This is a genomic window from Pseudoalteromonas sp. PS5 (assembly GCF_004103255.1).
Classification (GTDB): domain Bacteria; phylum Pseudomonadota; class Gammaproteobacteria; order Enterobacterales; family Alteromonadaceae; genus Pseudoalteromonas; species Pseudoalteromonas peptidolytica.
On record NZ_RCSQ01000021.1, the window covers coordinates 1 to 20312 of the forward strand.

Here is a 20312-nt window from a genome sequence, read left to right on the forward strand (position 1 = left end):
CAACAATGAGTTGGAACATTTCTTATCCAAACCTCAGGCTAAATTAAAAAAAGGTCACTTCGGTGGCCTTTTTTATTCATGGCTCGATAATTTTCTATCGGGTAAACTGAAAGGAAAATAGCAATTATATTTTAGGGATACGAATGAAAAAGTGGCTTTGGAGCTTAGTGTTGATACTCAGTGTTTTAGTGGGTGTTTACCTTGCCAGAGTTCCTTTGTCGCTCTGGGCTATAAAACACTTTATGCCTGATAATGAAGTTCAGATCAGCTGTCTTGACTGGCGCTTATCGGGCTTCAATCGTATCCATATTACAAAAGCGTGTGTGCAGACAGAGACGTTTAATGCCCAGCTTTTTGATGCGCAACTAAGCATGCAGCAAGTCAATATTGAAAAAGCTGACATACAACTGCTTCCGCCCAAAAAGTCAGATGCAGCTCAACCACAGCGCCTTGCTTTGCCACTCGATATCGCCAGACCCAAAATACGTGTTGCCAAACTATCCATATTTGGTGAGCCATTACCAAAGCCATTAGTCGTGTCGATTTCAGAGACCGAGCTGAATCAATTTGTAGTATCAGGTGACATCGTTGCAGAAGTTACGTTACAGCCAGAGCGTATTGCCGCAAATGTTGAGCTAAGTGGCGAGTATCTTAGGACTTTGTTACCTCCTCAGATCCAAGCCCTTTCAGGAGCTAGCCAACTTGTATTCAATGGCCTGGCTCTGGATGCAGAGATGGAGCTTGAGACTTTACTAGCGCTTGAACAGGCTGAGTGTAAAGGTAGTGCTGCGTATATTGGCGCTGTGTCAGGGCGGTATGATTTAACCAACCAGCAGGGGAAGATAGCACTTGCCGAGCCTATCTCAGCGAAATCAACGCTTGATTGCTTTGATTCTGAATATCGCAAACTGCTACCTAGTACTTGGCAGCTTCGTTTACCGAGTGAAATTATTATTTCTGCGAAAGCTGCCTCGACAGGTTCGCTCGAAGTAATAGGGGAAGATAAGTCGTTACAGCTTGAAGTTAACGAGTTGGCAGTCGACTTAACTGAGCCTTTCGTCAATGGTGATATTCGCCTTGAATTTGCCGATGAAAAGTGGGGCGCGCATTCACTGGTAGGAGCGTTTAGTGCGCGGCCAAATTTTGTTGATATGAGCGGGGAAATCACAAGTGACCTTCAAAAGCTTACACTGCAAGATGTTATTGCTGAGAACCTTGAGCTCAATAGCCGCTTCAAAATATCGGGTGATCCAACCGAGCTAATTAAAGTTGAAGCTCAGCCGACTATATTCTCAACCCAGTTGTCGACATCAGGTTTAATAATTGATAATCCATCTCTGAAGCTTGATTTACATGCGCAGCTAGATGTGCCAAAACTCAAAAGTGAACATCGTCTACACAGAGTCTTACCTGAGGGAATGAGTTTTGCGATAACGCTTGATTCAACACTGCAAAACCTGAATGTCGAAAATGTAACTGCAAAGCAGAGCACGTTGAGCGGGCGAGTGGTGTTAGAGCCTACACACGATTTTGATATCAACCTCAACTTAATTAGTGCACAGATACAACAGCAGAATTACAAACTGAATGAGTTAGTGCAGACACTCCGTTGGCAAGGCTCTGTCGCGACAGGTGAGATCTTTTCAACCTTGTCGGGCAATACTAAGGTAGCAGAAGTGAACTTAGCTGATCTTAATTTGAAAGATGTGAGCATTGAAAGTAAAGGGCAGCAAAGTCGCGGATTAATGGCGTCACATGTGATTAATATTGATGGTGTAAAGGCGTTGTTTGAGCATCAATACTCAAACTTAAAACATCCAGCACAATTACATGTGCCCACGCAGCAACTCACTCAGCTTCAGCCATACATTGATGCCCTTTTACCCGAATTAAAGATGACGAATGGAAACTTCTATGCAGTACTCGAAGGGGATTTATCCACGCGCATATTTACCTTAGATAGTGGCATTCAAAACGGCTCTGCGTTATTTAATGAGCGGCTTATTCAAAATGCTGCGGTTGATGTCTCCGCCCAATTAGGTTCAGCTAATATTCAACTCGAACCAACCACACTGAGTGTTGAAGAGTTGAGAGCTGGGGTTATTGTCCAAGCAATACAAGCTCAACTTCTCAGTGAAGCTGGCATAGTAAAACTCAAAGATATTGGTGCACAAGTTTTTGCCGGTAGCATCAACATTGAAGAAGTTAAGCTTATACCAACGCCGCAGGAGGTTCAGGTATCGTTAGATAAACTGAGTTTAGACCTTATTGCCGCCTCTGGACATGATGCTGGTGTTGAGCTCAGAGGGCTGATCTCGGGCAAGCTACCAGTACAAGTTTCTTCATCTGGGGTACGCATTGATTCTGGTCATATTCATAATGTTAGTGAGGGGCTATTAAAGGTTGAAAACAATGCGTCAATTAATGCGTTAAAAGCACAGCAGCCCAGCTTACAAACGGTGATAGGTGTACTTGACGAATTAACGATTGAACAGTTGAGCAGTGGTGTAAATTTAAGTGAAGATGGTTGGTTGGATTTAGATGTTAAAATTACAGGAATTAACAAACGCCAACAACAACCAGTAAACTTTAACTATACACACTCAGAAAATGTGTTTACCTTATTACGAGCCTTACGCTTGAGCGACGAGATCACGCGCGAAGTGGAAAATGCGTTAAATAAAGAGGAGCGTTAGTGAATGAAATGGATGCTAGTGATATCAGCTTTATTGGTGTTGAGTGCTTGTACTCATAAGGTGCAAGTAGAAACCAAAGAGCCCATAACGATCAACTTAAATGTAAAAGTCGATCACGAGATCCGTGTGAAAGTGGATAAAGAACTCGACAACTTATTCAGCGAAGACAGTGAGCTATTCTAAGGAGGATTTATGAAGCTTAAAGCAATCTCTACCCTAATTATTGGACTCAGTATGAGCTTCGCCGCATTCGCAATTTCTATTGACGATGCTAAATCACAGGGTCTGGTTGGTGAAACTACATCAGGCTATCTTGGTGTGGTAAAAAATGGCCAAGGTGTACAGCAGTTAGTCAATGAAGTGAATGAAAAGCGCAAACAGAAATATCAACAGTTAGCGAAAAAGAACGGTATTACCCTAGAGCAAGTAGAGGCTCTAGCGGCTAAAAAAGCGTATAAAAAAACGCAATCAGGCCACTATATTCAGGTGAGTGGCCGCTGGGTGAAAAAGTAATTCTCCCAAAGTCTCATAAGGAAAGGCTGACTTTGCCAGCCTTTTGACTATTTATCCGGAGCTTAGATTATTTACTCTTGTGGCATTGCTGAAGCAAATGCTGCCAGAACGCTTCCCCTTTTCGCCTTGCCAGACGAATATTATTTTCAGGGATCTGCTCCGGGTCGTCATATTCAGCTAATGCTTGAGCCATGCTCTCTTCGCGGATCAAGTGAAGTGTTGGGTATGGTGCGCGGTTCGTGTAATTTGCCGCATCATCTTCATCACTATCAGCAAATACATAATTTGGGTGAAAGTTTGCAATTTGATAAGTCCCCTCAAACCCTTGCGCGACTAATAACGCGTTTGCAAGGTCGACGAGATCCAAAAAGTCGTCAAAATTACTAAAACCTTTATCAAATATAACTAGCGTTGTTTCTCGTTCTGGGTGGTGGTTTAACTCTGAGCACTGCTCTAGCATATCCATTACGGCATCGTCATAACTTATCGCTTGAGACACGAAATAATGAATGCTATTACTTTCTACCTCTTTTCGAGCGAATGGACAAAAGTTGTATTTCACAATGACTTGGCTAACCCAGTTTTGCATTGTAGAGATGACTGTATTCATGAATTATTCCAAGCTCTTATTTATTAGTTTCATGGTTTTAGCAATAGCTCCGGTATTTTCAACTAGTACTGATTTAGCGTTAGCACCGGTTTGCGTTCGAAGCGATTTATCTTTAAATAGCGTAATAATTTCAGCGGCAAGCTTGTCCTCATCATCGACTACGATGGCACCTTGTTGCGCGATAAGTTGAGGATATATATGCGCAAAATTATAGGTATGTGGGCCGGTTAAAATAGGCACACCGTGAGCCGCGGCTTCTAGTGGGTTATGGCCGCCGCGCTCAATCAAGCTACCACCAATATAGGCGATATCGGCACTTCCAAATAGCCACTTTAATTCTCCTAAAGTATCCGCTAACAAGACCGAGGCTTCTGTGTTTATGTTGTCGCTGCTCTTTCTGGTAAAAGTGATCTCTTGCTCACTGAGGTGGTCAGCAACTGCTTGAAACTGCTCGGGATGACGAGGCGCGATAATAAGTAAGGCATTACTTACTTGCTTTAATACTCGCTGATGTGCAGCAATAATTTGCTCATGTTCCTTAGGGTGTGTAGATCCTGCAAGCCAAATTACTCGCTCGGGGTAATTTGCTTGAAACTGTCTTGCTTTTGTAATTTCTTCTTCAGTGATTGAGATATCAAACTTGATTGAGCCGGTAATGTGAAGTTTAGATTGAACAAGCCCGAGTTTGATGAAACGCTCGCCGTCTTCTTCATTATGGGCTGCGAGTCCGTCTATGTTATTTATCAGGCCTTTTGTTAACCAAGCATGCTTTTTATAACCTTGGTATGATTTTTCTGAGAGTCTGGCATTGACGACCAAGGTTTTACATTGACTTTGTTTGGCGTAGTGAAAAAGATTTGGCCACAGCTCAGTTTCCATCACAATCAGGAGTTGGGGTTTTAGAATTGAAAAAAACCGTCTCGTGGCAAAGGCAAAGTCAATAGGAAGATAGCAGGTATGTACTTGGGCAATATTGTTGAATGCTTTTACAATTTCCGCTCTGCCTGTTGGTGTATTACACGTAATAATAACAGGTGTATTCTCACGTGTTTTCAATATTGACTTGATGAGAGGGGTTGCAGCAAGCACTTCACCAACTGAGGCACAATGGATCACAATACTGTGTGGTGGTAAGCTCGCAAGGCCACAACCAAGACGCTCGGTAAAGTTGGCGCGATAGCCAAGGTTTTTTTTACCCCGAATGAAATATAAATAACTTAATAGAATAGGTGCTAATACAAGCAACAGTAGGGAGTAAAATTGGCGCGTCATGAAAATCGCTTCAGTTTGTAAAATCATGATTTTACCTTGTTCTCACCTAAATTAGAATGAACAACACAATTTTACACAGTTCAACAGATGCCTCTGTGCCTTTGGTTTGGTAATATTTAATCTATTAAATGTAATGGAATGACAAAAATGAATTTAGCTCAAGTACTTGCTTGTTGTGGGATATTTGCTTCAAGTCTGGTTGTAGCAAGTCCTACGGCTTATTTGCCAATTGGTCAAGACCCACTTTTGGAATACCAAATAGACAAAATGTTTGCAATGACGGTAGGAACACCTATGGCAAAGCCTTACCGCATTAGTGAGATCCAGATGAATTTGCTGCAATTAAGGCACATAGATCCGGCCTTACAACACAGTATTAGCCAAGGTATTGCACCGTATCTGCAAGATGATGGGATCACTCAAAAGTCTATTACACTGCGAGTAGATAGTGGTGAAGAGCAGCAAATTGCCAATGATAGAGGGAACATGAGTGGCGAATATGCTGAGCTAGGCATAGCTGGAGTTTGGCGCGGAAGCGACTCGAGTATTTTGCAAATTGGCGCTGAGTATCGCGCAGAAGCAAACAAGCTGGTGGCATACAATACTTTTTACGGTATGTCTTTTGGTAACTTACAACTGAATTTAGGTTACAAAGAACATTGGTTCTCGCCATTTAAACACTCAGCACAGGTTTACTCAAATAATGCAAAACCACCACTGTCAGTCTCTCTAGGGCTGGTTGTACCAATAAAAAATTGGTGGAATTTTGATATTGAGCTGTTTTACTCGGAACTAGAAAGTGTCGATAAGGGGATTAAATACCAAGGTACCTTGCATGATGGAACGCCAAAAGTAGCGGGTACTCACTTTAGTATAGAGCCGATTGATGGTTGGAAAATAGGGCTAAATCGTGTTTTGCAATTTGGTGGCGGCCCTAGAAAGGTCGACTTTAAGGACTTTATAAAAGCGTATATAGACCCAGCAGGAAATGACAACAAAATTGGTGACCTAACACAAGACGATGAGCTTGGAGATCAGTGGGCCACAATTACGACAAGCTTTACTACCAATTATGGCACGCGAGCGCAGTGGTATTTAGAGTATGGTGGTGAGGATACAAACAACCACAAAAACTACTTATTTGGTAACACCGCGACTAGCTTTGGCGTGTATTTGCCACAACTAACATCCACCACTTCGTTACGGTATGAATATACCGACATGGAAAGTCTTTGGTATGTGAATGAAATATACGAAACACAGGGAAATAGTATTGATGGTTTCGTTGTCGGTCACTTTGCAGGTAATCATCGCCAGTTTGATGATGGTGCACCCACTCAAGTTCATGTTTTAGAAGGTACCTATCAAGCCGACTATAGCTCACTGTGGCGTGCTAAGCTTTCTGTGATTGATAATGAAAGCAATTATTTTAATGAGCTAGGTGAAACAGGAGCTGAGTATGAGCGAGGGTATGAACTAGAACTTGCCCACATCGGTGAAGCATACAATAAGCAAATCGAAACCAAATTAACCTTAGGTAAAGATGTCTTTGGTGAGAATTACACTTGGTTATCAGTACATGTATACTGGTAGGTATACACGGGCTGAGCAAAGAAGAGTTTAGGAAAAAATATGTCATTGAATGAACGAGTAGCACAAAGTTACTTAGCGAGTTTACAGCGTCATGTCGACGTGTTCGAAACTATGGCTAACTACCATCAAGAATGTATAGCATTACTAGAAGCATGCCAGAGTACATTGGCAGCCGGAGGAAAGGTTATATGGTTTGGTAATGGTGGTAGCGCTGCGGATGCACAGCACCTGGCGGCGGAGTTTGTCGTGCGTTATAAACTTGAGCGTGGACCTTTAGCATCAATTGCCTTAACTACAGATACGTCTATTCTTACCGCACATAGTAATGACTACCATTTTGACTCGGTATTTGAGCGTCAGGTACAAGCATTGTGTAAGCCGGAAGATATGGTGATTGGCTTAACCACTTCAGGCACCAGTCCAAATATTAATTTAGCGCTACAAGCGGCCAATGATATAGGTGCTTATACTGTTGCGCTAACCGGTCGAACCGGTGGCAAAGTGAAGGATATCGCTAAGTTACCTATCATTATCACTAATGATGAAACTGCACGTATTCAAGAGGCACATATGTTCATTGGTCATTGGCTGTGTGAAGCTGTAGATATGCTAGTTGAAGCGGAGCAACAAGCATGAACCTAGCGGCACTACAACAACTTAACCAAGCCAGCGTGTTAGTCGTAGGCGATGTGATGCTTGACCGTTATTGGCATGGCGATACAGGCAGAATATCTCCTGAAGCACGGTACCGGTGGTTAAAGTGAGTGCGTTGGAAGATAAGGCGGGCGGCGCTGCAAACGTTGCGAAAAATATCGCCCACCTTGATGGCAAGGTTGGATTACTTGGACTCATTGGTGAAGATGACAATGGTAAGACGCTAGAAGCTATTCTAAAACAGGACAACATAGCATCGAGTTTGGTCAGTGTGATTGAGTGTCCAACGATTGCCAAAATGCGCGTGATTAGCCGTCATCAACAGGTGGTGAGACTAGATTTGGAAGAACCTTTTCAGTTGTCACATAGCCAATTATTGCTTGCGCGCTTAAAACAAGAAATCGACAACTACGACTTCGTTCTGTTCAGTGATTATAACAAAGGCGCATTATCCGCTATTTCAGAGATGATAGCAGTAGCAAAAGCTGCAGGTAAAACTGTGCTTATTGATCCCAAAAATAGTGACTTAAGCCTATATCAAGGCGCTGACTTTATAACACCCAATTTAAACGAATTTAAGTTAGCTGGCGGCGATGCAAGCTCAGAAGAAGCATTAACCTCAAGTGCCCGTAAGTTGCTTAAAACGGCTGGGATTGGTGCGATGTTACTGACGCGTTCAGAGCAGGGCATGTCTTTGATCACAGCAACGCAGAAGCATGACTTTCCAGCTCAAGTGCAAGAAGTAAGTGATGTAACGGGCGCGGGTGACACGGTGATCGCCACACTTACGACTATGCTTGGGGCTGGTATGCCAGCTAAAGATGCGGTAGAAGTGGCGAATATTGCAGCTGGGATTGCCGTGAGTAAGCTTGGCGCTGCGACAGTGTCACCAGAAGAGCTAAGCCGCAAGCTAGGTCAATATCTACGCGAAACAGGCGAACATTACCAAACACCATTTGAGGAAGTGTTGAAGCATATTTCTTTTGCGAAACAAAATGGTGAAACGATTGTTTTCACCAATGGTTGCTTTGATATTCTCCATGCCGGACACGTTCGTTACTTAGCACAAGCAAAAGCAATGGGTGACAGATTGGTTGTCGGTCTGAATAACGATGAGTCTATAGCTCGTCTAAAAGGGCCTGAGCGTCCAATAAACCCGCTACAGGAGCGCGCTATGGTGCTGTCAGCCCTCGCCTCGGTAGATTGGGTTATCCCATTTGGCAGTATCGAAGAAAATGATACGCCAGCTAAGCTCATAGAGATGATCAGTCCCGACATTTTAGTCAAAGGGGGTGATTACAAAGTAGAAGATATTGCAGGAGCTGGGCATGTTCTTAATCAAGGCGGTAAAGTCGAGGTGTTGCCATTTCTGGATGGATGCTCGACTTCGAACGTGATTAAAAAAGCACAGCTGCAAAAAAGTTAAACTGACGTGCGGTACGCTTGAAGCAGTGCTTGCCACTGATTATCGTCAAAATGAAAGGTCGGCCATTTGCCGGCCTCTTTTTTAAAAGAGCGCTGCAAACGTTCGATATTTGCCTGTTGCCATGGCGTTGCCGGTGCCAGAATTTTACCTTTATCAAAGTCAATGAGAAAGACTTCGCCATCACCGCTAAACAAAATATTGTTGATATTTAAATCATCATGGTACGCACCTGCTTGATGAAATTTAGCGATTGTTTGACCTATTTTCTCTAATTCGATGTTTTGAAGAGCGCGGGATTGTAGAATTTCACAAACACTAATCGCATCTTCTACCGCTTCAGTGATGATATCTCCACGGTAAACACCAAACCTAGCTGAGACTCTGGCTGCGATTGGAGCGGGCACAGGTAAGTCCTGTTGTTTTAGGTGCTCAAGTAATTCAAACTCTTGATATACTCGGGTACCTTTTAAACCAAAAAACAAATACTGGTCGCTTAGTAATTTACCAATTAAGCCACCACGATAATAATGCTTGAGCACGACAACCTTATCATGAAGCTTTACAAACCAAGCGGTCGCTCTACCTTGTTTAGAGCCGACAATCGCATTATTTTTTTGCCAATATTCCGGTTCAAACATTTCTGCTGACACCGTCAGCGCTGAGTGAGTGGGGGTAAGTAAAAAATAATATGATTGCTTAGAGATTTGCACAGTGTCAGAGTTCTTGGTGACTAATTGTTTTATTCTAACGACTTTTCTCGGTCAGTGAAACTTGCAAACTTGTTTGATTAATTTAAGATCAAGCGCCTATAACTTTCCATGAGAGCAAATATTTTGAGCAACTCCTTATCCTCTATTTGTATTTTGCGACTGTCAGCGATTGGTGATGTTTGCCATGCTGTTAGCGCGGTGCAAGCAATTCAACGAGCGCACCCACAGGCTAAAATTACCTGGGTAATAGGAAAGGTAGAAGCCATGTTGCTAGCCGGTTTACCTGGTGTTGAGTTGGTGGTATTTGACAAAAAACAGGGGAAAGCTGCGCTCAAAGCTTTGAAAGCGAAGTTTAAAGGACAAAAATTTGATGTTTTGCTACATATGCAAGTTGCATTAAGAGCTAACCTCGTTGCTCGTGTTATCCCTGCAAAGCAAAAAATTGGATTTGATAAGGGGCGCTCAAAAGAGCTTCATAGTTTGTTTATTAATAAACGTATCGCTGCACAACAGTCGCCTCATGTGTTAGAGGGCTTTCAAAATTTTGCTCGTGCAATCGGTGCTGAGTGCGCGAAACCAAGCTGGAATATGCCTGTCACCGATGATCATAAAGCGTCTGCCAAAGCATTACTGCCAGAGGGGAAAATCTTTGTTATTTCACCTGCAGCGAGTAAAGCCGAGCGCAACTGGTTACCTGAGCGGTATGCTGCGCTTGCAGATCATGCAATGAAAAGCGGCTTCAACGTCGTTATAACTGGTGGGCCTACGGAGCTGGAACAGAACTTAGCAGCTGACATTCAAAAGCATACTCAATCCGCACTGTTAAATCTTGTTGGGAAAACAGACTTAAAAGCGCTCTTATGTATACTTGATCAAGCCGATGTAGTGTTAGCGCCAGATACAGGCCCTGCACATATGGCTGTGACTGTAAATACTCCCGTTATTGGTTTGTATGCACATTCAAACCCCAAGCGAACAGGCCCTTACTTGTACCAAGATTATGTGGTTGAGGTTTATCACAAAAACTTAGTGGCGCAAAAAGGGAAAACTGCTGATGAATTACCTTGGGGAACTCGTGTAAAAGGGCGCGAGTTAATGTCGCAGATAGAAGTGGCAGATGTTATCGCAATGTTCGACCGCGTGGTTAAAGAGCAGGAGCTTAATTCATAATGCACAAAGCAATCTTTTTAGATAGAGACGGTGTGATTAACAAAGATCATGCGTATGTGCATCAAATCGCCGATTTTGAATTTATCGATGGAGTATTCGATGCGTGCAAACAGTTTGTTCAAGCCGGTTATAAAATCGTAGTAGTGACCAACCAGTCGGGTATTGGCAGAGGTTATTATGATGAAGCACAGTTTCACCTATTAAGTGATTGGATGTGTGCACAATTTATGGCTCGTGGTATAGAAATCACAGGGGTGTACTTTTGCCCTCATCACCCTGAGAAAGCCAACGCACCTTATAACGTTGAGTGTAGTTGCAGGAAGCCAGAGCCTGGGATGTTGCATCAAGCGATTGCAGAGCATAATTTAGATCCAGCACAAAGTATCATGGTAGGAGATAAAGTTTCAGATATTCAAGCTGCCCATGCTGCGGGGCTGGCTACCACAGTGTTAGTCGAATCAGGACAGCGCTTCACTGATACGCAAAAACAGTTAGCTGATTATGTGTGCAAATCGTTGGGATCAGTGCCGCAAGCATTATCTATCTTATAGTAAAGAAACTTTGCTGCTAACCGTCGCAAATCGTGCATTTATTGTGTGAACCTTTTAAAATACAGGTATCTTTTGAGTAGCTGCCATACACTGGCTGCTGCTTGCCAAAAACTTGAAGGCGTTAATAACAGCATTCAAGCGTAAATTTCTGATAGTTAAGCACTATTCTGTACAAGCAGTATACAATTGACTATCACCGTGCAAATAATGGAGACTCCCAGATGAGAGCATCGGCCTTCTACAGCCAGCTTCAGCAACAAATTGAAGAAGTAAAAGCTGAAGGATTATATAAAAAAGAGCGTGTTATTACTTCACAGCAACAAGCTGAGATCGCGGTATCTACAGGCGAAAGTGTTATTAACTTTTGTGCAAATAATTACCTTGGTCTAGCTAACCACCCAGAGCTTATCAAAGCGGCACAACACGGCCTAGAAGATCATGGTTTTGGTGTTGCTTCTGTGCGCTTTATCTGTGGTACACAAGATATTCATAAAACGCTTGAAGCGAAGATCAGCGAATTTCTAAAAACAGAAGACACGATCCTTTACTCTTCATGTTTTGACGCCAATGCGGGTTTATTTGAAACCATCTTAGGCCCTGAAGATGCTATTATTTCAGATTCACTGAATCATGCCTCAATCATTGATGGTGTTCGCCTTTGTAAAGCTAAACGCTTCCGCTACGCTAATAATGATATGGCAGATTTAGAGCAGCAACTTATTGCTGCGGATGCTGCTGGTGCAAAAACGAAACTCATCGCGACAGATGGTGTTTTTTCAATGGATGGGGTTATCTGTAATTTAGAAGCTGTTTGTGATTTAGCTGATAAATACAATGCACTTGTGATGGTTGATGACTCGCATGCTGTCGGTTTTGTAGGTGAAAACGGTCGTGGTACTCCTGAGTACTGTGGTGTTCTAGACCGAGTAGATATTATTACTGGAACACTTGGTAAAGCGCTTGGTGGCGCGTCTGGCGGTTACACCTCAGGTAAAAAAGAAATCGTAGAGTGGCTACGTCAACGCTCACGTCCTTATTTATTCTCAAACTCTTTAGCCCCTTCAATCGTTACCGCTTCAATCAAAGTATTAGATATGATGAAAGAGGGCGACGCTCTGCGTGCTAAACTCTGGGATAATGCCGCTTACTTCCGCACCAAAATGGAAGCTGCTGGGTTCACTTGTGCAGGTAAGGATCATGCCATTATTCCAGTTATGCTAGGAGATGCAAAAGTAGCGTCAGAAATGGCTGACAGATTATTAAATGAAGGTATTTATGTTATCGGGTTTTCGTATCCAGTAGTACCTAAAGGTCAGGCAAGGATCCGTACACAAATTTCAGCTGCACACACCACTGAGCAGCTAAACAAAGCAATCGAAGCCTTCACCCGTATCGGTAAAGACTTAGGCGTAATTTAATTTTGCACCCAGTTTTTAATTGGGGCAGCTAACGAGCGAATACTATGAAAGCATTATCCAAGTTGAAAGCAGAAGAAGGAATTTGGATGACGGATGTGCCAAAACCAGAAGTTGGGCACAATGATCTTTTGATCAAAATCCGTAAAACGGCCATTTGTGGTACCGATGTACACATCTATAAGTGGGATGAGTGGGCGCAAAATACGATTCCAACTCCAATGGTAGTTGGTCATGAATATGTTGGTGAAGTCGTCGATATGGGACAAGAAGTGCGAGGTTTTAGCATTGGCGACCGGGTATCTGGCGAAGGCCATATTACCTGTGGCCATTGTCGCAACTGTCGTGCAGGACGTGTACACCTATGCCGAAATACCATTGGGGTAGGCGTAAACCGCGAAGGGTCATTTGCGGAGTATCTCGTTATTCCTGCTTATAATGCGTTTAAAATCCCAGACAATATCTCTGACGAGCTAGCGTCTATCTTTGACCCATTCGGTAATGCAGTACACACGGCATTGTCATTTGACTTAGTGGGTGAAGACGTATTAATTACAGGTGCTGGCCCAATAGGAATTATGGCCGCCGCGGTTGCTAAACATGTTGGCGCGCGTCATGTGGTGATCACCGATGTAAACGAATACCGCCTTGAGCTTGCAACTAAGATGGGAGCGACAAGGGCAGTAAATGTTGCCAATGAAAGCTTAGAGGCAGTAATGAAAGACCTTGGTATGACCGAGGGCTTTGATGTGGGTCTTGAAATGTCGGGGGTGCCTTCTGCTTTTAAAGGTATGCTAAATAGCATGAACCACGGTGGTAAAATTGCCATGTTAGGTATTCCACCTTCGGATATGGCTGTAGATTGGAATCAAGTGATTTTCAAAGGCTTGGTTATCAAGGGTATCTATGGTCGTGAAATGTTCGAAACTTGGTATAAAATGGCAAGTTTGATCCAATCTGGCTTGAACCTTGACCCAATTATCACACATCAATTCCACATTGATGAATACCAAACAGGCTTTGATACGATGATTTCTGGCCAATCGGGTAAAGTTATTTTGAACTGGGATTAGGGTCTGTTGACCTTTGCTCCCAGCATCAATGAGCAGTTATAATACAAAGACGGCTAAGCCCACATTGGGTTTAGTCGTCTTTTACTTTTTAGGTATTAAAATAGGTAGCACATGTCCTTTAAACATATTTCAGTAGCAGACACACATGCACTCTTAAGTAATGAAGAAGTGGTTATTGCAGATATACGCGATGAAAACACTTTTACTCAGGGGCATATTCCTGGCTCTGAGCATTTATCAAATGCCAACCTTGCACACTTTATGCAGGAAAAAGAGTTCGATCAGCCAATAATAGTGGTTTGTTACCATGGCATTTCATCACAAGGCGCTGCAAATTATTTGATAGAACAAGGTTTTGAGGAAGTCTATAGCATGGACGGTGGCTTCACACAGTGGGCAAGTGAACTGCCTAACGAGATCGAAAAGTGAAATTAATTGCCCATTATCACAACCCTCGACTTGCTCAAGGGGCTGTTGACTATATAAAGACTCAGGGAATTGAGTGTATTTTACGTAGTCATGATGGGCAACAAGTTGAAGTGTGGCTTGAGCGTGGCGATGAGCAGCAAGCGATATATTTATGGCAGCAATTTATAGCCAACCCTGAGGCTAAACGGTATCAAGCCGCGTCTTGGCAAACGGGCAGTACTGCAGGGCTATTTAATTATCAAGGACAAAAGCTTAACCTAGTCCAGCGTTTTTTAACTCTCAACTGGTTACTTCAAGGGGTATTTGCTGTCAGTATCATAGTGTTCATCACTATGCTGTTTGGTGATGCTAACCATATCTTTTCATTATTTCGCTTTTCTTTGGATAAACCATGGGCTTGGATAACTCCTACGCTGATCCACTTTAGTGCAATACATCTCATTTTTAATTTAAGCTGGTGGTTACACCTTGGCGCTCAAGTTAGCAAACGTTTTGGGCTTTGGTCTTTAATCTGTATTTATTTTGTGACAGGTACAACCAGTAACTTTATGCAGTTTGTATTTGTAGATGCTAACTTTGGTGGTTTAAGTGGTGTGGTTTATGGGTTACTAGGCTTTTGCTGGATTATTGGTCATAAAAACCCGCAACAACTACCATTAGTATCCAAACCAGTTGTTGGTTTTATGCTGCTGTGGATGTTGTTTGGCTTCACCGATACATTTTTCATTAGTATGGCTAATTGGGCTCATTTGTTTGGTTTGTTATCAGGTATGTTTATTGCCGCGTGCTGGCCGAATAATCAAGATAAAAGGGAAGTATAAAAAGGTGCGGTCTTCTTGTGTTATGAGGGGCATGTAATAGCATTGAGCATGTCTTACGTGGAAGCGTTAATGCCGACGCTTCCTTATTGACTTCTTAGTTTAAAATCAGTGATACAAGTACTTAGTAAATAGCACATCACGGACAATTTCTTGTCCAGTTTCTTCTTTTAATAGGGTTTTTAACTTTTCGGCACAACGCTTTCTGATTTCTTCTCGACCTGTTAATGATTTGACCGTTTCTTCATTCTCTTTACTTAATATTTGAACTATTGCATCTCTGAGTAGGGGGGTGTGGTGCTCAACAACTGCAATATTCGACACATCATTCAGCATCAGATCCACTGTAACACGAACATAGCCCAGCTTCTTATTAGATTGGCCGATATAGTTAGTAATAATATCTGGCTCAAACCCAAAATACCCAATATTCGAGTCCGCTTTAGCGGGGAAAGCCGCAGATAGTGCTAAGCATACAGTAAGTACAACAGCTAACAATCTCATATTTGGTTAGGTATCCTAGTGCAAATTACTTTTTACTTAGTTTATACATAATTGCGTTGCTTTTACAGCTGGCTTGTACACAAACATAAACTTTTTAGATAGCGCTCGCTCTGCTATGATGGCGACGAATTTTTAAAATGGATATAGAACATTGCTTTTGCAATTACCTTTAGAACTTCCTTGGCATAAAAATACTCAGTTAGTGAATGTAGAGGCTGCATTGGCACCTTACTTATATGAAACCCATTCGCTTACTGCAAAGCTAAAAAGTAGCTGTGATAGCTTTTCTGTTTCAGTTTTGAGTGATGAATTAAAAGATGTGCCAGATACGTTGAAAGCTGATCTTTCAAGCGTCGCTTGGTGCCGTGAAGTCACACTTAATTGCAACGGTAGAGCGGCAATATATGGTCAAAGTTGGCTTAACGAACAAGCTTGTAATACTGGCGTCCACCTGATAGGAGATACCCCGTTGGGAGAAATCCTTTTTTCGGACTTAAACTGGCACAGAGGTGAACTTGAATACATACGACTTAGAGCATCTGAGTATTTATCACTGGCTGGCTTAATGGGAGCTTCGCTCTCTTCCCCAACCGAGCTTTTTGCCAGAAAGAGCTGGTTTAAAAATGGCAACGCCAAAATTCTAGTTTGCGAAGTGTTTATATCGGAAAGTTTTTATGATTAATAAACAAAAGTGGCAAGCGTACAGCCAGCTAATGCGCTTGGATAAACCCATTGGTACGCTCCTTTTACTATGGCCAACATTATGGTCGTTATGGTTTGCTGCCGAAGGTGTTCCTACGCTGTCTTTAATTGTGATTTTTGCACTCGGTGTTTTTATCATGCGTAGCGCCGGTTGCGTGATTAATGACTTTGCGGATCGCAAGGTGGATGGTGCGGTTAAGCGGACGTCACAAAGACCGCTTGCAACAGGCGCTGTCACAAGTAAAGAAGCGTTATCACTATTTTTTGTATTGATTGTGTTAGCTTTTGCACTTGTTTTATTGCTTAATTGGCAAACGGTCGCGCTATCTTTGGGTGCCTTAGCATTAGCGTCGGTTTATCCGCTGATGAAGCGCTATACAAATTTGCCACAATTTGTTCTCGGTGCTGCATTTAGTTGGGGGATCCCAATGACCTTCATGGCTGCTAATGAGCACGTCCCAGTGCTTGCTTGGATACTTTTCGCTGCTAACCTAATTTGGACTGTCGCGTATGACACTATGTATGCAATGGTAGATAGGGATGATGATGTAAAAATTGGCGTTAAGTCTACAGCTATTCTATTTGGTCAATGGGACAGACATATCATTGCTATGTTAAACGTACTTTTTATAGCAATAATGGCTGCGATTGGTTACGCATATGAATTGAACTACTTATTTTGGCTTGGTTTAAGCGTTGCTATCGCGTTGCTAATTAGGCAGCTATATGTGATCAGAAATCGAGAGCGTGATGCGTGTTTTTGGGCCTTTCTTAATAACAACTATGTTGGATTAGCTATTTTTGTAGGTGTCGTCTTTGGTTTTATGCCACTGTAGAGCGCTAATATGAGTGAGCAGTGGAAGGTAGGTTTTTACTAATGGCTATCTTTTCTCTGTCAGTTTTGGCGGGTAGGGCGTTGGCTCTTTGAAAGCATAAAGTGGGGGAGGTGGTTTCTTAAACACGCTCAACCTATACAAAGGGCAATTAAGGGCGAGCTTTAAACAAAGTAATTTGGCTCACCCTAGCTCAAGTATTCATTAGATAAAAAAACTTGAAATATGGATAGGTAATGCGCGTCTATCGCGTGACAGCTATAGATTGAGAAATCATCCAAGATGGACTTAAAAACAAGCTAGCCCACCTCTTATTCAAGTTTAAGATTAAATACTTATTAGTAAGTGATTGTTTGCTTACTCTTTGAGGATGCAGCATCTTCAATCAATTCAAGCAAATGATTAATATGATCGTTGGTACCAATTTGGTGATTAGTTTGTACGATCAATTGCTCCCTATCTAATGCCTTATTTGTCTTCAGTAACACTAGATTTGGGTCTTGTGCTATCGATTTTGAATGTTCAATACTCGCGATAGCGAAACTATTGCTTGTTTTCAGGCCAGCAATAACTTGCTCAATACTACCTATTTTCACCCCAGTCGATTTATTCAGCGACTCAACAGCTTCATTTAGCATGCTTTGTACTTGTTTCGACTGAGAAAAACAGCCGTACATTGGATACTGAGTTAACTCTGCTTTACGAATACTATCTTGATTAGCAAGTGGATGACTTCTAGAAACAAATAGAACTAACTGATCTGGTAAATGTATGTCACTCACGATGCTGTTAGCGCTTTGAAGGTATACACTGATGTCAATTTCACCAAGTTGTAGCTTACGAGTGAGTTCTAGCTCGTCTTGCAATTGCATTTCAATTTTGACGTTAGGGTATTGCGCTAGAAACTGACCACAAGAAACCGGGACAATACTGCTTGCTTGGTTTGTGTAACCAATAATTAACTTTTGGTTGTCACGACCAAATAAACTTTGCTTAATCGTTTTCTTAGTCAACTCCAATTCTGAAAGCGTCGTTTTACAATATTTTAAGAAGAGTTCACCTTGTTCGGTCAACTTGACGGAGCGAGTGGAGCGCTTCACAAGTTCACACCCTATCTCATCTTCAAGAGTTTGGATGCTCCTCGTTAAGGCTGAGGTACTGATCTGGGTTTGTTCCGCAGCTTGTCTAAAATGTCTTAAATTGCCTAATGCAACGAACTGCTCGAGTTGTTCAAATCTCATGTGAAATTCCTTTTAATTTCAACTAAAACACATTTATTACGTCTTTTCCCAATAATAATACACAAAACGGGAAAAGGAAAGTGAAGTTTTTACATTCTGATTACAAAGTTAGTCAGGATACCTATCACGTATCTCAATAAATTGTTCCAGATTATTTAGAAAAAGGTCAACCAACTTGGGATCAAATTGTTTTCCTTTTTCATTGTTGACTAACTCAATTATTTTATCGAGCGGCCAAGCTGGCTTGTAGCAGCGTTCGCTGCCCAATGCATCAAACACATCAGCCAATGCTGTGATCCTGCCAACAATGTTAATTTGTTCACCTTTTAGCCCTTGTGGGTACCCAGAACCATCCCATTTTTCGTGATGCTGATGTGCAATTAGTGCACCACATTGCAAAATCTCATTTGTTGAATTTTTCAAGATTTCGTAGCCTTGCTGGGCGTGGGTCTGCATTATTAACCATTCTTCATCGGTAAGCTTTCCAGGTTTATTGAGTATGTGATCAGGTATGCTAATTTTACCAATGTCATGTAGGGGAGAGGCGAGTTTAATGATTTCAGCGTGGTAATGAGAGAGCCCATATAGCTGCCCCAACAACATACTATAATGTGCGACTCGTTTGACATGTGAGCCGGTTTCCTTAGAGCGCTTTTCCACTGCTTCGCCAAGAATATAAGAAAGCTCTTTTTGAGAATCTTTAACGGTCTCGCGCAATTTCAGATTGTCGTAAGCCAGTGCGATATTGTTAGCAAAGAACTCTAGTAACTGAAAGTCCATTGTATGTAAGTCACTTTCTTTACTCACATAAATCATTGTTTCGTTACCCTCTTGAGAGGGAAAGTAACCTATATATTCATTACGCGTTTTGAGTGAAGTTTTGTTGTTATGTATTTTTACAAAGAGCTTTTGTACATTATCAGGTATTGAGCCATTGTGTGGTTCAACCCCCTCACCGGACGCGGCCAATAACTTAAATTTTGTCGGGGCATTCGCTTGGTGGTTAACGGCTGCGGCACAATAAATTTCTGAGTCTGATAATCCCATTACTGCGGATACATGAGATAATATGGTTGATGCAAAATCTTGAATATTGCTACACTGTAAAAAATTGGATGACGCATCAATAATGCGTTCAAGTCCCATTTTATGCTTTTCTATGGTTTGAATATCCCTATGTGCTCTTAAAGCAGAATAAAGTAGTGTTTTTAACTTAACAGCAGTTAGCTCGGTTTTATTTTTGTAGTCATTAATATCATAATCTCGGATCACTGACTCTTCAGGTGCTTCGCCAGGTTGCCCCGTTCGTAAAACGAGTCGGATATCAAAGTTCTCTAAGTCATTACGAATATACCGGATCAGGTCTAACCCGGCATGGTTGCTTTCCATCACAACATCTATCAGCCCTACTGAAATGTTTTGTTGTGATGCCAAAATTTCTTTTGCTTCTTGTGCAGAGTAAGCGTGATGAAAACGAAGTGCTTTATCTTCAAATTTAAAGCCAGATAATACTAACTTTGTGACTTGATGAATATCCTCTTCATCATCTACCACGAGTATATCCCAATAGGTATCGACGATATTGTTTGTAGGGCTTTCTGGCACTTCATCTGAGAACAAAAATCCGCTCACAGATTGCTCCTCTTTTTATGCTGACTCAACGTTAGTATAGTCGGCAGTATTGATGGTGCTAATCTTGTTGTGGCTTTTTCTCGATATTTCGCAGTTCTAATTCTATTGCATCGCACGAGATATGGATCTCATATAGAGATAACAAAAGCGATAGCGTTAAACTGCAAAGGCTTGCTCCAAATAGCGTGACGCCCAGTAAAGACACCTCAAGAAATAGCGCAAACATTGATAGTGTACATAATAAAAATGCAATTACTCCCCAAACTTGCATGCGTCTTATCAATCTTATTCGTTTTCTTAAATTTTCAATTTGTGCTTTTACTAAGGGTCTTATGGTATCGCCTTCTCTGGCATTTAATTCTCTAATAAGCTGTGCTAGTACTAAAAACCGGTTGGTGTAAGCAAGCAGTAGTAGTGAAATGGCCGGAAATAACAAGCCAGGTGTGGTTAACGTCATAATAGTACTGATT

20 protein-coding genes and 1 pseudogene are annotated in these 20312 nt (G+C 42.0%); 14 read left to right on the plus strand and 7 right to left on the minus strand.

The features are described from left to right. The first annotated feature begins 143 nt into the window (after window positions 1-143). Genes D9603_RS02870 through D9603_RS02880 form a run of 3 tightly spaced genes read left to right on the plus strand, consistent with a single transcriptional unit; the run spans window position 144 to window position 3209 of the window. A complete protein-coding gene (locus tag D9603_RS02870) occupies window positions 144-2696 on the plus strand; it encodes a YdbH domain-containing protein (protein ID WP_128729991.1) in 2553 nt (850 codons plus the stop codon). Window positions 2697-2699: 3 nt separating this feature from the next. Continuing rightward, a complete protein-coding gene (locus D9603_RS02875; protein WP_010374602.1) occupies window positions 2700-2879 on the plus strand; it encodes a YnbE family lipoprotein in 180 nt (59 codons plus the stop codon). A gap of 9 nt (window positions 2880-2888) precedes the next feature. After that, entirely contained in the window at window positions 2889-3209 is a 321-nt protein-coding gene (locus D9603_RS02880) for a YdbL family protein (RefSeq protein WP_128729993.1), read from the plus strand. 67 nt (window positions 3210-3276) lie between these two features. Here D9603_RS02880 and D9603_RS02885 read toward each other — a convergent pair whose 3' ends face one another. Beyond that, the gene (locus tag D9603_RS02885) at window positions 3277-3819 is read right to left on the minus strand and encodes a DUF1415 domain-containing protein (RefSeq protein WP_128729995.1); all 543 of its coding nucleotides are present in this window, start codon (window positions 3817-3819) and stop codon (window positions 3277-3279) included. Between the two features lie 3 nt (window positions 3820-3822). Then, window positions 3823-5091 carry a lipid IV(A) 3-deoxy-D-manno-octulosonic acid transferase gene (gene waaA, locus D9603_RS02890; RefSeq protein ID WP_128730049.1) on the minus strand — a complete coding sequence of 423 codons (1269 nt, stop codon included), beginning with the start codon at window positions 5089-5091 and terminating at the stop codon, window positions 3823-3825. Window positions 5092-5238: 147 nt separating this feature from the next. Here waaA and D9603_RS02895 point away from each other — a divergent pair, with 147 nt between their 5' ends. From D9603_RS02895 to hldE, 3 genes and pseudogenes are all read left to right on the plus strand, one after another. Further along, the gene (locus D9603_RS02895) at window positions 5239-6684 is read left to right on the plus strand and encodes a capsule assembly Wzi family protein (RefSeq protein WP_128729997.1); all 1446 of its coding nucleotides are present in this window, start codon (window positions 5239-5241) and stop codon (window positions 6682-6684) included. A gap of 39 nt (window positions 6685-6723) precedes the next feature. Continuing rightward, window positions 6724-7320: an SIS domain-containing protein gene (locus D9603_RS02900; RefSeq protein WP_128729999.1), complete on the plus strand. Its 597-nt coding sequence runs from the start codon at window positions 6724-6726 to the stop codon at window positions 7318-7320. Further along, window positions 7317-8764 (plus strand): annotated as a pseudogene (hldE, locus tag D9603_RS02905) (bifunctional D-glycero-beta-D-manno-heptose-7-phosphate kinase/D-glycero-beta-D-manno-heptose 1-phosphate adenylyltransferase HldE). Before D9603_RS02900 ends, hldE begins: the two are co-directional and overlap by 4 nt. Here the strand turns inward: hldE and D9603_RS02910 are convergent. Next, window positions 8761-9474: a 3-deoxy-D-manno-octulosonic acid kinase gene (locus D9603_RS02910; protein ID WP_128730001.1), complete on the minus strand. Its 714-nt coding sequence runs from the start codon at window positions 9472-9474 to the stop codon at window positions 8761-8763. The pseudogene hldE and the gene D9603_RS02910 sit on opposite strands and share 4 nt — an antisense overlap. Window positions 9475-9582: 108 nt before the next feature. Between D9603_RS02910 and D9603_RS02915 the strand changes: the two genes are divergently transcribed. The 6 genes from D9603_RS02915 to glpG all read left to right on the plus strand — a co-directional run bounded on the left by D9603_RS02915 (window position 9583) and on the right by glpG (window position 14933). Then, a complete protein-coding gene (locus tag D9603_RS02915; RefSeq protein WP_128730002.1) occupies window positions 9583-10644 on the plus strand; it encodes a glycosyltransferase family 9 protein in 1062 nt (353 codons plus the stop codon). After that, on the plus strand, window positions 10644-11195 hold the full coding sequence (gmhB, locus tag D9603_RS02920; protein WP_128730004.1) for a D-glycero-beta-D-manno-heptose 1,7-bisphosphate 7-phosphatase: 552 nt from the start codon (window positions 10644-10646) through the stop codon (window positions 11193-11195). The genes D9603_RS02915 and gmhB overlap by 1 nt, the downstream gene beginning before the upstream one ends. Before the next feature lie 221 nt (window positions 11196-11416). Beyond that, window positions 11417-12613, plus strand: coding sequence for a glycine C-acetyltransferase (locus D9603_RS02925; protein ID WP_128730006.1), 1197 nt, complete (start codon window positions 11417-11419; stop codon window positions 12611-12613). A gap of 44 nt (window positions 12614-12657) precedes the next feature. Then, window positions 12658-13683 carry an L-threonine 3-dehydrogenase gene (tdh, locus tag D9603_RS02930; protein ID WP_128730008.1) on the plus strand — a complete coding sequence of 342 codons (1026 nt, stop codon included), beginning with the start codon at window positions 12658-12660 and terminating at the stop codon, window positions 13681-13683. Window positions 13684-13794: 111 nt separating this feature from the next. Then, window positions 13795-14112: a thiosulfate sulfurtransferase GlpE gene (gene glpE / locus D9603_RS02935; protein ID WP_128730009.1), complete on the plus strand. Its 318-nt coding sequence runs from the start codon at window positions 13795-13797 to the stop codon at window positions 14110-14112. Then, on the plus strand, window positions 14109-14933 hold the full coding sequence (glpG, locus tag D9603_RS02940; RefSeq protein ID WP_128730011.1) for a rhomboid family intramembrane serine protease GlpG: 825 nt from the start codon (window positions 14109-14111) through the stop codon (window positions 14931-14933). Before glpE ends, glpG begins: the two co-directional genes overlap by 4 nt. Before the next feature lie 105 nt (window positions 14934-15038). Here the strand turns inward: glpG and D9603_RS02945 are convergent, their stop codons facing one another. Further along, window positions 15039-15434 (minus strand): flagellar basal body-associated protein FliL, encoded by a 396-nt coding sequence (locus tag D9603_RS02945; RefSeq protein ID WP_128730013.1) that lies wholly within the window; start codon window positions 15432-15434, stop codon window positions 15039-15041. Window positions 15435-15591: 157 nt separating this feature from the next. On the opposite strand from D9603_RS02945, the gene D9603_RS02950 reads away from it, so the two are divergent. Both D9603_RS02950 and ubiA read left to right on the plus strand, forming a co-directional pair. Continuing rightward, window positions 15592-16116 carry a chorismate lyase gene (locus tag D9603_RS02950; protein WP_241651564.1) on the plus strand — a complete coding sequence of 175 codons (525 nt, stop codon included), beginning with the start codon at window positions 15592-15594 and terminating at the stop codon, window positions 16114-16116. Next, window positions 16109-16972 carry a 4-hydroxybenzoate octaprenyltransferase gene (gene ubiA / locus D9603_RS02955; protein ID WP_128730015.1) on the plus strand — a complete coding sequence of 288 codons (864 nt, stop codon included), beginning with the start codon at window positions 16109-16111 and terminating at the stop codon, window positions 16970-16972. The genes D9603_RS02950 and ubiA overlap by 8 nt, the downstream gene beginning before the upstream one ends. Before the next feature lie 335 nt (window positions 16973-17307). On the opposite strand, the gene D9603_RS02960 is transcribed toward ubiA, so the two are convergent. The 3 genes from D9603_RS02960 to D9603_RS02970 all read right to left on the minus strand — a co-directional run bounded on the left by D9603_RS02960 (window position 17308) and on the right by D9603_RS02970 (window position 20299). Then, a complete protein-coding gene (locus tag D9603_RS02960) occupies window positions 17308-18210 on the minus strand; it encodes a LysR family transcriptional regulator (RefSeq protein WP_128730016.1) in 903 nt (300 codons plus the stop codon). Window positions 18211-18318: 108 nt separating this feature from the next. Beyond that, window positions 18319-19842, minus strand: coding sequence for a DUF3369 domain-containing protein (locus tag D9603_RS02965; protein ID WP_128730018.1), 1524 nt, complete (start codon window positions 19840-19842; stop codon window positions 18319-18321). Window positions 19843-19900: 58 nt separating this feature from the next. Next, on the minus strand, window positions 19901-20299 hold the full coding sequence (locus tag D9603_RS02970; protein ID WP_125253261.1) for a DUF2721 domain-containing protein: 399 nt from the start codon (window positions 20297-20299) through the stop codon (window positions 19901-19903). Window positions 20300-20312: the final 13 nt, after the last annotated feature.